This window comes from Rhizobium aethiopicum (genome assembly GCF_014197535.1).
GTDB classification, from domain to species: Bacteria; Pseudomonadota; Alphaproteobacteria; order Rhizobiales; family Rhizobiaceae; genus Rhizobium; species Rhizobium aethiopicum_A.
On the sequence record NZ_JACIFV010000001.1, the window covers coordinates 1 to 12,884 of the forward strand.

General features: G+C 60.1%; 18 protein-coding genes and 2 pseudogenes. 7 read left to right on the top strand and 13 right to left on the bottom strand.

Annotation, left to right across the window (positions count from 1 at the left end; translation table 11 throughout):
* Window positions 1-192: 192 nt before the first annotated feature.
* The 4 genes from GGD53_RS00005 to GGD53_RS00020 form a co-directional block, all read right to left on the bottom strand.
* Entirely contained in the window at window positions 193-483 is a 291-nt protein-coding gene (locus GGD53_RS00005; RefSeq protein WP_184453516.1) for a hypothetical protein, read from the bottom strand.
* A gap of 6 nt (window positions 484-489) precedes the next feature.
* A complete protein-coding gene (locus GGD53_RS00010) occupies window positions 490-759 on the bottom strand; it encodes a hypothetical protein (RefSeq protein ID WP_184452504.1) in 270 nt (89 codons plus the stop codon).
* 38 nt (window positions 760-797) lie between these two features.
* Complete coding sequence (locus GGD53_RS32215; RefSeq protein WP_184452506.1) at window positions 798-1,652, bottom strand: RHS repeat-associated core domain-containing protein; 855 nt, start codon at window positions 1,650-1,652, stop codon at window positions 798-800.
* A gap of 86 nt (window positions 1,653-1,738) precedes the next feature.
* Complete coding sequence (locus GGD53_RS00020; RefSeq protein ID WP_184452508.1) at window positions 1,739-2,347, bottom strand: DUF416 family protein; 609 nt, start codon at window positions 2,345-2,347, stop codon at window positions 1,739-1,741.
* Window positions 2,348-2,421: 74 nt separating this feature from the next.
* Between GGD53_RS00020 and GGD53_RS00025 the strand changes: the two are divergent.
* Window positions 2,422-2,570 (top strand): annotated as a pseudogene (locus GGD53_RS00025) (YjhX family toxin); the annotation flags it as partial.
* A 47-nt stretch (window positions 2,571-2,617) separates the two neighbouring features.
* Here the strand turns inward: GGD53_RS00025 and GGD53_RS00030 are convergent.
* From GGD53_RS00030 to GGD53_RS00050, 6 genes are all read right to left on the bottom strand, one after another.
* Window positions 2,618-2,893, bottom strand: a complete 276-nt coding sequence (locus tag GGD53_RS00030; RefSeq protein ID WP_184452510.1) for a hypothetical protein — start codon at window positions 2,891-2,893, stop codon at window positions 2,618-2,620.
* Window positions 2,894-2,919: 26 nt separating this feature from the next.
* Window positions 2,920-3,234 (bottom strand): GNAT family N-acetyltransferase, encoded by a 315-nt coding sequence (locus GGD53_RS00035; RefSeq protein WP_348647395.1) that lies wholly within the window; start codon window positions 3,232-3,234, stop codon window positions 2,920-2,922.
* Window positions 3,235-3,240: 6 nt separating this feature from the next.
* The gene (locus GGD53_RS32220; protein WP_348647390.1) at window positions 3,241-3,384 is read right to left on the bottom strand and encodes a hypothetical protein; all 144 of its coding nucleotides are present in this window, start codon (window positions 3,382-3,384) and stop codon (window positions 3,241-3,243) included.
* Between the two features lie 20 nt (window positions 3,385-3,404).
* Window positions 3,405-4,886 carry an Asp-tRNA(Asn)/Glu-tRNA(Gln) amidotransferase subunit GatA gene (gene gatA / locus GGD53_RS00040; RefSeq protein WP_184452512.1) on the bottom strand — a complete coding sequence of 494 codons (1,482 nt, stop codon included), beginning with the start codon at window positions 4,884-4,886 and terminating at the stop codon, window positions 3,405-3,407.
* Between the two features lie 58 nt (window positions 4,887-4,944).
* Entirely contained in the window at window positions 4,945-5,232 is a 288-nt protein-coding gene (gene gatC / locus GGD53_RS00045) for an Asp-tRNA(Asn)/Glu-tRNA(Gln) amidotransferase subunit GatC (protein WP_009992749.1), read from the bottom strand.
* A 69-nt stretch (window positions 5,233-5,301) separates the two neighbouring features.
* On the bottom strand, window positions 5,302-6,006 hold the full coding sequence (locus tag GGD53_RS00050) for a metal-dependent hydrolase (RefSeq protein WP_184452514.1): 705 nt from the start codon (window positions 6,004-6,006) through the stop codon (window positions 5,302-5,304).
* Window positions 6,007-6,119: 113 nt separating this feature from the next.
* Between GGD53_RS00050 and ruvX the strand changes: the two genes are divergently transcribed.
* On the top strand, window positions 6,120-6,614 hold the full coding sequence (gene ruvX, locus GGD53_RS00055; protein ID WP_184452516.1) for a Holliday junction resolvase RuvX: 495 nt from the start codon (window positions 6,120-6,122) through the stop codon (window positions 6,612-6,614).
* Here ruvX and GGD53_RS00060 read toward each other — a convergent pair.
* From GGD53_RS00060 to GGD53_RS00070, 3 genes are all read right to left on the bottom strand, one after another.
* Window positions 6,551-6,883, bottom strand: a complete 333-nt coding sequence (locus GGD53_RS00060) for a DUF6105 family protein (RefSeq protein ID WP_064802170.1) — start codon at window positions 6,881-6,883, stop codon at window positions 6,551-6,553. The genes ruvX and GGD53_RS00060 overlap by 64 nt on opposite strands.
* Window positions 6,880-7,086, bottom strand: a complete 207-nt coding sequence (locus GGD53_RS00065; RefSeq protein WP_184453518.1) for a hypothetical protein — start codon at window positions 7,084-7,086, stop codon at window positions 6,880-6,882. Before GGD53_RS00065 ends, GGD53_RS00060 begins: the two co-directional genes overlap by 4 nt.
* Before the next feature lie 98 nt (window positions 7,087-7,184).
* Window positions 7,185-7,844: a TetR/AcrR family transcriptional regulator gene (locus tag GGD53_RS00070; protein WP_184452518.1), complete on the bottom strand. Its 660-nt coding sequence runs from the start codon at window positions 7,842-7,844 to the stop codon at window positions 7,185-7,187.
* 237 nt (window positions 7,845-8,081) lie between these two features.
* Between GGD53_RS00070 and map the strand changes: the two genes are divergently transcribed.
* The 5 genes and pseudogenes from map to sthA all read left to right on the top strand — a co-directional run bounded on the left by map (window position 8,082) and on the right by sthA (window position 12,855).
* The gene (map, locus tag GGD53_RS00075; protein WP_184452520.1) at window positions 8,082-8,918 is read left to right on the top strand and encodes a type I methionyl aminopeptidase; all 837 of its coding nucleotides are present in this window, start codon (window positions 8,082-8,084) and stop codon (window positions 8,916-8,918) included.
* Between the two features lie 7 nt (window positions 8,919-8,925).
* Complete coding sequence (gene radC, locus GGD53_RS00080; protein ID WP_184452522.1) at window positions 8,926-9,750, top strand: RadC family protein; 825 nt, start codon at window positions 8,926-8,928, stop codon at window positions 9,748-9,750.
* A 257-nt stretch (window positions 9,751-10,007) separates the two neighbouring features.
* On the top strand, window positions 10,008-11,195 hold the full coding sequence (locus tag GGD53_RS00085) for an alpha-hydroxy acid oxidase (protein ID WP_184452524.1): 1,188 nt from the start codon (window positions 10,008-10,010) through the stop codon (window positions 11,193-11,195).
* Between the two features lie 4 nt (window positions 11,196-11,199).
* Window positions 11,200-11,331, top strand: a pseudogene (locus GGD53_RS00090) (JAB domain-containing protein); the annotation flags it as partial.
* Between the two features lie 117 nt (window positions 11,332-11,448).
* A complete protein-coding gene (sthA, locus tag GGD53_RS00095; protein WP_184452526.1) occupies window positions 11,449-12,855 on the top strand; it encodes a Si-specific NAD(P)(+) transhydrogenase in 1,407 nt (468 codons plus the stop codon).
* The last annotated feature ends 29 nt before the right edge of the window (window positions 12,856-12,884 follow it).

Here is a 12,884-nt window from a genome sequence, read left to right on the forward strand (position 1 = left end):
CGCTTAAACGCCATGTCAGACCTCCGTGCTCAACACGGTGTCCTATGAATCAGCGATCAACTGATTTGGGAATCCTGAATGTCGATCCGACCTAGGGCTAGATTCCAGCTTCGCCCGGTCTTCGACGCTCTGATCGCCGACCTAAAGCGGTCCGCCAAGCTGTTCATGGACCGTGCGCCTCGGTTCGAAACACTAAAGAATATTAACGGTAGCCGACAACTTCAAGCCTTCGTACATTTCAAAAAAAGCTCCGCTTGTCAGCCTTTCCATTGGGGCGTCCCGGGCTAAAAAATGTGCGGTACCACGGCTGACTCTTTTTGACCGATTAGTTTCCTCAAAATCCAGAACAATGCTCCAGGCGTCGTTTGGCCAGGTTTCCATGTCCTCCTGAAATTTTGCCGGCGCAACATATCGCCCCGGAGCGTCGATCCGAGGTAGCTTCCATTCAGACCAACAAATTTCCACGTTTACAATATCGCTCATGCTCACTCACCAATGTATTTTTACATCATGAAGTTGTTCCAAATCGGCGTATCGCGCTGGACCAATGCCGTCCAAACGCTCAACACGAAAGAATCTTTCCGCTTGCCCAGTGGGCACCTCAGTACGCACGACCGTCGAGTTACCAGGCCCATTCATTGTATCACCCCACTTTACGGCATCGTCGGCACTTTCGGCAAACCACTTTCCCTCCATTGAATTTTTCCCTGCAGAAAATTTGCCGGTCGCCTGAATTCCGCTTAGTTCTTCTTTGCTCACAGCTCTGTAGAGAGTAGTTGTATCTTTGCTCAGGGCCCCTAGTCATCCGGTGAGATGAACCGCCCGAACGCTGGATCGTAGTACCTGGCATTGAGATACATCAGCCCGGTTTCGGCATCGAAGCGTTCGCCGATGTAGCTCTTCTTGGTCTGGAAGGTCGTGTTGGTGGCTTCGCCATAGGCGGCATAGCCGGTCTGCTCGACACGATAGCCGCTTTCGTTGGTCACCTGCCGCACCGAGGCGAGATGATCGCGGTGCAGGAAGAACTTGTCCTGCACGGTGCTGCCTGACGTGACGACGATCTTGGCGTCGGGATGCGGATAGAGGGTGTAGATATTCGTGCCCGGCGTCGAGCGGTCGATCTCGACATTGGCGTCGGGATAGAGCGTCGTGCCGAAGCCCCAGCTCTTCTTCACCCGGGCGCCGTCCGGGCCATAGGCGAAGCTCACCGTGGCGCCGTTCTGGGTGACGCTCGCCAGCCGGTTGGCGCCGTCCCAGCTCAGCGTGCGAGTGCCATCGGAGACCATGTTGCCGTTGGCGTCATAGTCGATGGTCTTGGCGCCAATCTGCGTTGCCGCATGCGGGCGGATCGCTGATGCCGTCGTCGGATAGACATAGGTGCCGATCCGCGTGCGGGAGAGGAGATTGTGATTGCTGTCGTAGCTGTAGGTCTCGTCGAGGGTGTTGTCGCCGATATTGTCGGCGCCGGTCAGGCGAGAGAGATCGTCATAGCTATAGGTCCAATTGTCGTTGGCTGCCAGACCGGTGATCGTCTTGATCCGGCCCAGTTTGTCGCGGCTGTACTGATTGTCCATCAGCACCGTCGTGCTCTTCGCCGTCGTCACCCGGTCCAGCCAGTGCCGGGTCGGCGAATAGCTGAAGCTGGTCGTCACGCCATTGATGTAATTGATCGAAGCGGTGTGGGCATCGGCTGAATAAAACTCGATGCAAGTTCATCTTCTTCATCGGCGGCTCTCGCTCAGGTCGCATTGACAGCGGCGATGACAGGCCGTTCGTTTCGCTGGATCAACTCTTCCTTGGAAGAAGCCGATATGATTTCGAGAAATTCACTCTTAAGGGCCAAGCTACGATCTCTTCTTTGCCGCGACAATTCGCGTTGTACGACGGGATGCATCAAAATCTCTTCCTCCGAAGGTTCGCGGCTATCTCTCCGTAAAAGGTAAATCGCGACCTGATCTGCAGCCTCATACGCGCGTCGAAGAGCCCAAGCCACTTCTTGCACACTAGGCGCAATTTTTGCTCTTATCGAGTAGCATAGTGACGCCAACGCATCTTCTGCTAGCGCGTCAACAATGGCCCATGGCCGGTCGTCAGCCGGCATCATTTTCATCGACTGCTCAAACAACTCTTCCCAATCGGGCGGCGCTCTATCTTCTTCAGTTGCGCCCCAAAGACTTTCGATGCATTCCGAAAAAAATTCTGGTCGGCCGCTTCCAGTTACTTCGTGGTACCAACAAAAGCTGCTTTTCTGCCTGGCTGCAGACGCTATCGCCAAAAAGGAGCAATCTCGTTGCGACAGCGGCGCAAGATCGCTCAGTAGCTGTTTTTCATTGAATCTTTCCATCATTTTAACCACTCTGCGTATCTTGGATCTTTTATGGTACCGCCGACCTGCTCGATGCGACCGGCGTAGGGCCGCACCGCGACGGCTGGCTCTATCCCGGCATTGACCACCCCTACCTCTTCCGCAAGCTGAAGCGCCTGAGGCGATCAAGTCTTCGCGCGGGCAGCCGAACCGGATCACCGAAAGAGGGCTGAGGCTGGTCAGGTCGCAACTGGACAACAGGTAAACAAGACAACGCCCCGCCGCGCTCGACCGAGCACCGTCGGGATGTCCTTAAGCCTTTGCAGATAGTTCCGCCCGCATCGCCGACCATTCGTCGGGCAGTGCGCCCGAGCCGCGCATCTTGCCGGCGCGGCGATACCAGTAGTCGGCATTCCAATCGTCGCCCTCGATGCGATGGCAGAGGGCGTGGCCCCAGTCGAACGGCTGTTCGCCTTCGTGGCGCTGACAGATATCGTGAACCGCCTGCCAATCCGCGCCCATGGCGAAGCCGCCGGCGGCAAGGCGATCGATTGCCTCGATCAGGCGCATAAGATCATTGCCTGCCATGAAGCCCTCCCAGTTTCGGCTATTGCTCAGCCTAGCTGCTTTTCCAGATGCACCTTTTCGAGCGGGACGCCCATGCTGCTGGAGAATTCGATGCCGTGCCAGATGATGGTGAAACCGCAGCGTTTGTAAAGCCGGATCGCGCCCATGTTCCTGGCATGCGTGTCGATGCGGGCAGTCGTCAGCCCTTCGGCCGTCATCAGCTCGCACAGATGCAATAGCAGAGCCCCGCCCAACCCCTTGCCCTGATGATCGGGATGCACCCAGAGATCGGAGATATGGTTGGGTTCGCCTTCACGTGCGCCCCAGCCAACGATCTCCGCGTCGAGTTCGGCAACGAAGATCTCGCCTTATGTCTCTTGCGGAAACACGGTGAACTCTTGCCTGACTTTAGCAATCACATCGGGATCGCGATAACTGTCCTCGAAAGCATCGCCTGCGGCCCATGCGGTGAAGCCGACGGCGCCGACCGTTTCGTGGTCGGCGGGCGTCATCTTTCGGATCGTGAGAGCCGTTACCACCACTTGGCCGGCGTAAATTTGCCGGCAGCCTGTTCGATGACGTAGGCGGTCTTGAAGAGGGTTTCCTCGTCGAAGGCCTTGCCGATCAGCTGCAGGCCGAGCGGCAGGCCCTTATGGTCGAGGCCGGCGGGCACGGCGATGCCAGGCAGGCCCGCCATGTTGACCGTCACCGTGAAGATGTCGTTCAGGTACATCTTCACCGGATCGGCGGCGAGGTTTTCGTCAGCAACGCCGAAGGCGGAGGACGGCGTCGCCGGCGTCAGGATCGCGTCGACACCGGCATCGAAGGCCAGTTCGAAATCGCGCTTGATCAGCGTGCGGACCTTCTGGGCACGGATGTAATAGGCGTCGTAGTAGCCGGCCGACAGCACGTAGGTGCCGATCATGATGCGCCGCTTGACTTCCTGGCCGAAACCGGCGGCGCGCGTCTTCTCGTACATGTCGACGATATCCTTGCCGTCGACCCGCAGGCCGTAGCGTACGCCGTCGTAGCGCGCGAGGTTCGAAGATGCCTCGGCCGGGGCAACGATGTAATAGGCCGGCAGCGCGTATTTGGTGTGCGGCAGGGAGATATCGACGATTTCGGCGCCGGCATCCTTCAGCCAGGCAATGCCCTGGCGCCACAGCGTCTCGATCTCCTCGGGCATGCCGTCGACACGATATTCGTTCGGGATGCCGATTTTCATGCCCTTCAGCGACTGGCCGAGGGCGGCTTCGTAATCCGGCACCGGCAGATCGACTGAGGTCGTGTCCTTCGCATCGACGCTTGCCATCGATTTCAGCAGGATGGCTGCGTCCCGCACATCGCGGGCGATCGGGCCCGCCTGGTCGAGCGAGGAGGCGAAGGCGACCGTGCCCCAGCGCGAGCAGCGGCCATAGGTCGGCTTGATGCCGACGGTGCCGGTGAAGGCGGCCGGCTGGCGGATCGAGCCGCCGGTATCGGTCGCGGTGGCGCCGGCGCAAAGATGGGCGGCAACGGCTGCGGCCGAGCCGCCGGAGGAGCCCCCCGGGACGAGTTGCTGGTTGGAGCCCGACGCACGCCAGGGATTGATCACCGGGCCGTAATAGGACGTCTCGTTGGACGAGCCCATGGCGAACTCGTCCATATTAAGCTTGCCGAGCATGACGGCGCCGTCATCCCAGAGGTTCTGTGTCACGGTCGATTCGTAACGCGGCTCGAAACCATCGAGAATGTGGCTGCAAGCCTGGGTGTGGACGCCGACGGTGGCGAAGAGATCCTTGATACCGAGCGGGATGCCTTCGAGCTCGCCCGCCGTGCCGGCGGCAATCCGCTCGTCGGACTTCCTGGCCATGACGCGGGCGAGATCCGGCGTTGTTTTTATGTAGGCGTTCAGCCGGTCATTGGCCGCATCGATCGCCGAAATATAGGCTTCGGTCAGTTCGATTGCGGTGATTTCCTTGGCGCGCAGCTTCTCGCGGGCTTCGGCAATGGTCAGGCTGGTGAGTTCGCTCATCGTGTTTTCGCTTCAGATCTTTAAATGGCAACAGGGTCGGAAAGAGGCTTTCGAAGCCTTATTCGACGACTTTCGGCACCAGGAAGAAATTATGGTCGGTGACGGGCGCATTGGCGACGATATCGGCAGCCTTGTTGCCGTCGGTCACCTCATCGGTCCGCTTCTTCATCGCCATCGGGGTCACCGACGTCATCGCCTCGACGCCGTCGACATTGACTTCGGAGAGCTGCTCGACGAAGCCGAGAATGCCGTTCAGCTCGCCGACCATGCGATTTGCCTCATCTTCGGAGACGGCAATACGAGCAAGTTTGGCGACACGCTTCACGGTGGCAAGATCGACGGACATGGCATTCTCCGGATAGGATTTTTCCTACCCGCTATAAAGGCCATGTCCGCCCGGTGCAACGGGGTTTCGTCAGATCGACAGGCTCTCGGCAGGCTTCAGCGCCCTCGCCTCAGTCTTCGATCCCTCCATGCCGGCAACGAATTTATCGGCCGTCTGGTCGATGATCGGGAAGGTGCCGTAGTGGCAGGGGATTGCGGTCTTGAAGCTGAAATAGCGCTGGCAGGCGAGTGCCGCCACCGCGCCGCCCATGGTGAAGCGGTCGCCGATCGGCACGAAGCCGATATCGGGCTGGTGCAACTCGTTGATCAGCGCCATGTCGGAAAAGATGTCGGTGTCGCCCATGGCGAAGATCGAGGCTTCGTCGTCGAAATGCAGCATCAGACCATTGGCGTTGCCGAGCGCATGCGAGATGCCGTCCTCGGTGATCTGGGCCGAGGAATGCAGCGCATTGGTGAACGTCGCGGAGAAGCCGCCGAACGTGACCGTTCCGCCGGTATTGCCCATCTCGATCCTGTCGATGCCCTTGGAGCCGAGCCAGGCGGCGAGATCGGCGTTCGCAAGAACAACGGCGCCCGTCTCCTTGGCAAGCGCCACCGTATCGCCGACATGGTCGCCATGGCCATGGGTCAGCAGGATATGGGTAATGCCTGCCGACACATCCTTGATGTCCTGGCCGGAAAAGGAGGCGTTATGGCTGAGGAAGGGATCGAGGAGGATCTTCGCCTTTGATGTCTCGATGCGGAAGGCGGAATGGCCAAGCCAGGTGATCTTCATGAAATCTCTCCTTACGTGATGCAAAATCTGATTTCGATGGTAAGGACATATCTCATGCCCCGGCAAAGGAAAGCGGCGGCGGCTTCAATTTCTTTTGACGGGATGAAACGGCAATGACGGTGCTGACGATCGAGGAATTGGCCGAAATCCTTGCTCCCGGGCAGGCGATCGCCGGGCTCGATCTCGGCACCAAAACGATCGGGATTTCGATGTCCGATCTCGGCCGGCGTTTCGCCACGCCACGTCCGGTGATCCGCCGCGTCAAATTCACGGTCGATGCGCAGGCGCTGCTGGACTTCGCGACGGCGGAAAAGGTTGCCGGCTTCATCATCGGCCTGCCGATGAATATGGACGGATCGGCGGGGCCGCGCGTGCAGGCGACGCGCGCCTTCGTGCGCAACATGGAGCAGAAAACGGCGCTGCCCTTCGTCTATTGGGACGAACGGCTTTCGACGGTCGCGGCCGAACGGACGCTCATCGAAATGGACGTCTCACGCGCCAAGCGGGCCGAACGGATCGATTCGGCCGCGGCAAGCTTCATCCTTCAGGGCGCCCTCGACAGGCTGTCCTCGCTCGCAAGGTCTGCGGGAGACGAATTCAGCGCCTGACGCGCCTTCCACCAGGCGGCTATCAACTTCCGCTTTCTGAAGCCCAGGATGGCGAAGACGACGAGACTGTCCACCGCAATGGCGCGAGCAACGAGCGGCGGGATGGTTTCCGGCGGTATACCGAGCGCTTCGCCATAAATCGCAAAGGTCAGGTCATGGACCTGCCGTGTCAGCATGAAGATGCCGAAATTCATGTCGTAATAGGAGAGCCAGTACCATGCGCCCAGAAAGACGATAGGACCGGCCCAGAAGACTAGAAACCACTTCATGCGGCTTCTCCTTCCTGCTTGCGGGCGACGGGCAGATCGAGGGAAACCAGCCAGGTCGACAATGCCATGATACAAAGCACCAGCGTGGGAATTGCAATATCCAGCGCCAGGACGGCGAAGAACATCATTGCCGTCACCAGAATTGCGGCTTTGGCGATCTTGCTTTCCATGGGCGTCAACTCGCAGGTTCTCACTCGTGTCATCTCTGCTCCCCGCCACACTGTCGGCTTAACCGGCCCCACGCAACGTAAACCATTCGTTAAGGTTAACGCCGCGCCGCCTCCCTGTGGATGAAAGGGTGTCAGCCGTAGACGCCGCGCACGAGACGCTTCAGTGCCGTCGCGGCCTTCTCCCAGTCCTTCGACGTCTTCAGCGATAGGCCGGCGCACTGGCCGCCGGCTGCGCCGGAAAGCACGAGGTGCTGGATCGCCGCGATGACGACGGCATTGACGGCTGCCGCATCCACGCCCTTCGGCGGCGCCAGCGAACCGCGCATGCGATCCAGCCAAAGGGCGAGAGCCTTCGAACGGGCCTCGGACAGCCGCCTCACCTGCTCGGTATTTTCCGATACTTCCCAGGCGAGGATGCGGCGCATCAGCGGATCATTTCTCAAGGCGTCGAGCAGGAGAAGCGCCAGCCGCTCCATCAGATCGCCATAGGTGAGCATGAACATGCCGCCGGCGTCTTCCGGAATGCGATCCCTCACCCATGTGCCGAGATCCGCGCCGATCGCCTCGACCAAACCGTCAAGGCCGCCATAGTAGCGGTAGATCAGCTGCTTGTCGGAGCCGGCGCGGCGGGCGATCGCATTGATACCGAAATTCTGGAAGCCCTCCTCCGCCAGCAGGCTCTTGGCGGCAGCAAGGATGGCACGCTCGGTGGCGCCGCGATCACGCACGCGCCGTTCCGGCTCAGCGTCGACCGCGGGCGAATTATCAAGATTTTCAGCTTCATTCAGCATGACCGACCCTTCCCCGCTGTCACCAATCGGTGAGTAGCGGGGAGCCCTTATCCGATCAATCCTATCCCCTTGGGAAGATTGTGGATATTTCCTCCAGCCCTTAGAATCCGGCGTCGGATGGGCGCGGAAGACGGAGCGAATCCTTTCAGAAATCTCGCCCCGACGGTTGATCGCGATGGACGAACCCGGCATAGCTGCATTATGAACAAATCTAACAATCTCCGCTAAGGCCCTGCAATGGTGAATTATATCGAAGCCTCCTCCGCGCCGCCGAAGAATACGGGCGCCATCCGGCTTTACGATGCGCAGGCGTTCGAGGGCATGCGCAGGGCGTGCCAGCTGACCGCACGCTGCCTCGATGCGCTCGCCGATATCGTCAGGCCCGGCCTGCTTACCGACGAGATCGACCGATTCGTATTAGATTTCGGCATGGATCACGGCGCCTTTCCCGCGACGCTGAATTATCGCGGCTATACCAAATCCACCTGCACCTCGATCAATCACGTCGTCTGCCACGGCATTCCAAACGACAAGCCGCTGCGCGAGGGCGATATCGTCAATATCGACGTTACCTTCGTGCTCGACGGCTGGCATGGCGATTCGAGTCGCATGTATCCGGTCGGCACGATCAAGCGCGCCGCCGAGCGGCTGCTTGAAGTCACCTATGAATCCCTGATGCGCGGCATATCAGCCGTCAGGCCCGGTGCCCGCACCGGCGCGATCGGCGAGGCGATCCAGACCTATGCGGAAGCCGAGCGCTGTTCGGTAGTGCGCGATTTCTGCGGCCACGGCGTCGGCCGGCTGTTCCACGATTCGCCGAACATCTTGCATTACGGCCGCGCCAATGAAGGGCCGGAGCTGCGCGAAGGCATGATCTTCACCATCGAGCCGATGATCAATCTCGGCCGGCCCCATGTAAAGGTGCTCGCCGACGGCTGGACGGCCGTGACCCGCGACCGCTCGCTTTCGGCGCAGTATGAACACACGGTCGGCGTCACCGCCGAGGGCTGCGAAATCTTCACGCTGTCACCGGGTGGCCTCGACCGGCCCGGACTGCCGCCGCTTGCCAGGTGACGATCTGATGGCGAAGCGGCCTGTTGCGACATCTTCCGACGACGAGCTGCCTTTCGAGATTGAAGAGCCTGTTGTCGACGAACGCTCGTTCTTCGGCGGCCGGCCGCAAAAACCAGCCGCGCCGAACGCCCGGACCGCCCTACCCGCCTCGCTCTCCGGGCCGGAACATTATCACGGTCATCGTGAGCGGCTGCGTGACCGCTTCCGCGAACTGGGTGATACGGCGCTTGCCGATTACGAAATCCTCGAGCTCTTGCTCTTCCGGCTGATCCCGCGACGCGACACCAAGCCGATCGCCAAGGCGCTCATCGAACGATTCGGCTCTCTCGCCGGCGTCTTTGGCGCGCCGGCTGGTCTCCTGACGGAGGTGAAGGGCGTCGGCGAGAATGTCGCCCTCGACCTGAAACTGATCGCCACCGTCGCTCACCGGACCCTGAAGAGCGAGATCAGAAGCAAGCAGGTTCTCTCCTCCTGGTCCTCGGTCATCCAGTATTGCCACGCCGCCATGGCGCACGAGACACGCGAACAGTTCCGAATCCTTTTCCTCGACAAGCGCAACGTGCTGATCGCTGACGAGGTGCAGGGCCGCGGCACGGTCGACCATACGCCGGTCTATCCCCGAGAGGTGGTCAAACGCGCGCTCGAACTATCGGCAACGGCGATCATCCTCGTCCACAATCATCCCTCCGGCGACCCGACGCCCTCACGCGCCGACATCGACATGACGAAGGTGATCATCGAGGCAGCCAAGGCGCTCGACATCACCGTGCACGACCACATCATCATCGGCAAGGACGGCCATGTCAGCCTGAAGGGGCTGAAGTTGATGTAATCCCGCTACGTTGAGGCGCGACCACACAACCAGCGCCCAACCTTGCCCGGCCCCAAGCCCTGCACGGAGACGATCAGGCGGCATGCTGCTGACGCTCATTCTGCCCTCGATCCGGAGAGGTCGCAGCCAAGCATGCGACGCGCGCGAAGACTGGCGGAAAGCTTCAGTTGACAGCAGTCGCCGGCGCGGGATTCTATGCAATCCTGCGCCGCTACGCTGAATAATACCCGCCCGAAATACCGAGAAGATAAAGCTTCATGACGATCTCCAGCGGTAACACCGATCGATCGACCAGGCTCTGCCGCGATGCGCTCTGCCTCGATGACTTTGAAATGCGGGCACGGCGACATCTGCCAAAGCCTCTGTTCGGTTATATCGCCGGCGCGACCGAGACCAACGCGTCGCTGCGGCATAATGCAGAGGCCTTCCAGGCCTATGCCTTTCGGCCTCGTGTACTTCGCGACGTCTCGAGGCGCAGCACCGAGACGAGCCTCTTCGGCAAGACCCATGCCGCACCGTTCGGCATCGCGCCGATGGGGATCAGCGCGCTGATGGCTTATCGGGGCGACATCGTGCTCGCGCAAGGCGCGGACCAATCGGGAATCCCGATGATCATAAGCGGTTCGTCACTCATTCCCCTGGAAGAGATCGCTGCGGTTTCGCCACAGGCATGGTTTCAGGCCTATCTCCCCGGAGAACCCGACCGTATCGACGCTCTCATCGATCGGGTCGCTGCGGCCGGCATCGGCACAATTCTGCTGACCGTGGATACGGCCACGCTGCCCAATCGCGAGAATAATGTAAGGGCGGGGTTTTCGACGCCTTTGCGTCCCGGGCTCCGCTTGGCATGGCAGGGCATCTCGCATCCCCGCTGGACAACCGGGACGTTCCTGCGCACGATCGTCCGGCACGGCATTCCGCATTTTGAAAATTCCTACTCCACAAGAGGCCCGCCGATCATATCCTCGAACGTCACGCGCGATTTCGGCAAGCGTGACCATCTCAACTGGAGTCACCTGGAACGGATACGGAAGCGCTGGGCCGGCAAGCTCGTGGTCAAGGGGATCATGCATCCTGAAGACGCGGCAAGGGCTGCAGATACCGGCGCGGATGGGGTGATCGTCTCCAATCATGGCGGCCGCCAGCTCGACGGCACCGCATCTCCTCTTCAGGTCCTTCCGGAGATTGCAGCACGTGTCGGAGACAGCATTGCCGTCATGATCGACGGCGGCATCCGGCGTGGAACGGATATCATGAAGGCCCTTGCGCTTGGCGCCTGTTTCGTGTTCGTGGGCAGGCCATTCCTTTATGCTGCAGCCGTCGCGGGGCTACCGGGCGTGCTCAGAGCGGCGGATATCCTGAAGACGGAACTGCATAGCAATATGGCGTTACTCGGGGTCACTGGGGTGAACGATATTTCCACGGATTACATCACTCGCACATGAACAACCGTCGCGCGCTGACATCGATATGACGAGGGTGATCATCGACACGGCGATGGCACTTGATATCACTGTCCACGACCACATCATCATCGGCAAGGACGGCCATGTGAGCTTGAAAGGGCTGAAGCTGATCTGAAAAGCACAGGTCCGGCTGAATCGGCAGCCGTAAAACAATCTGTAACATTGACCGGCTACCGATAGAGGAGCGACATTTTTGTCGCAAATGATTCCATTTCCAATCCGAGGCTAGAGGATGTTTCAGTACGATCTCGTTGTGGTGGGTAGCGGTCCCGCAGGGCGCCGCGGCGCGATCCAGGCTGCGAAACTCGGCAAGAAAGTGCTTGTCATCGAACAGGGCAAGCGCGTCGGAGGAGTGTCCGTCCATACCGGCACCATCCCTTCGAAGACGCTGCGCGAGACCGCGCTCAATCTCTCCGGCTGGCGCGAGCGCGGCTTCTATGGGCGATCCTACCGCGTCAAGCAGGAGATCAGTGCGGAAGACCTGCGTCGCCGCCTGCTGATTACCCTCAACCATGAAGTGGAAGTGCTCGAGCATCAGTTCGCCCGAAACCGTGTCCACCACATGCGCGGCAAGGCGAGTTTCGTCGATTCCACCACCTTGCAGGTCATCAAGGATGACGGCGAAGCGCTGACGGTGAACGGCGCCAGCATTCTGCTTGCGGTGGGCACGAAACCTTTCCGCCCGGATTACATGCCATTCGATGGCAAGACAGTGCTCGACAGCGACGAGCTGCTTGATATCGAAGAGCTGCCGCGCACCATGGTTGTCATCGGCGCCGGGGTTATCGGCATCGAATATGCGACGATCTTCTCGGCCCTTGATACTGCCGTGACGGTGATCGATCCAAAGTCGACCATGCTCGACTTTATCGACAAGGAAATCGTCGAGGATTTCACCTATCAGCTGCGCGACCGCAATATGAAGCTGCTGCTCGGCACGAAGGCCGAGAAGGTCGAGCGGCTCGATAGCGGCAAGGTCCAACTGACGCTCGACAACGGCCGTCATCTGGTGACCGACATGGTGCTCTTTGCCGCCGGACGCATGGGAGCGACCGACGCGCTGAACCTTCCCGCCATTGGACTGGAGGCCGACAGCCGTGGCCGTCTCAAGGTCAATCCGGAGACCTTCCAGACCTCTGTGCCGAATGTCTACGCCGCCGGTGACGTCGTCGGCTTCCCGAGCCTTGCCTCGACATCGATGGAACAGGGCCGCATCGCCGCGCGTGTGGCGATCGGCGCGGTCGCCAAGGAGCCGCAGAAATATTTCCCCTACGGCATCTATGCGGTGCCGGAGATCTCGACCTGCGGTCTGACCGAAGAGGAAATGAAGGAGCGCGGCATCGCCTATGAATGCGGCATTGCCCGCTTCCGCGAAACCTCGCGCGGCCATATCATGGGCCTCGATACCGGGCTTCTGAAGCTGATCTTCTCGCTGAAGACGCGCCGACTGCTCGGCGTGCATATCGTCGGCGAAGGCGCCACCGAGCTGGTACACATCGGCCAGGCGGTGCTCAATCTGAAAGGCACGGTCGAATATTTCGTCGAAAACACCTTCAACTATCCGACGCTCGCCGAAGCCTACAAGATCGCCGGCCTCGACGCCTGGAATCGGATGGGTGACATCAAATCGGAACTCTGAAAGCCCGACGGCGGCGCCGCCATCTGATT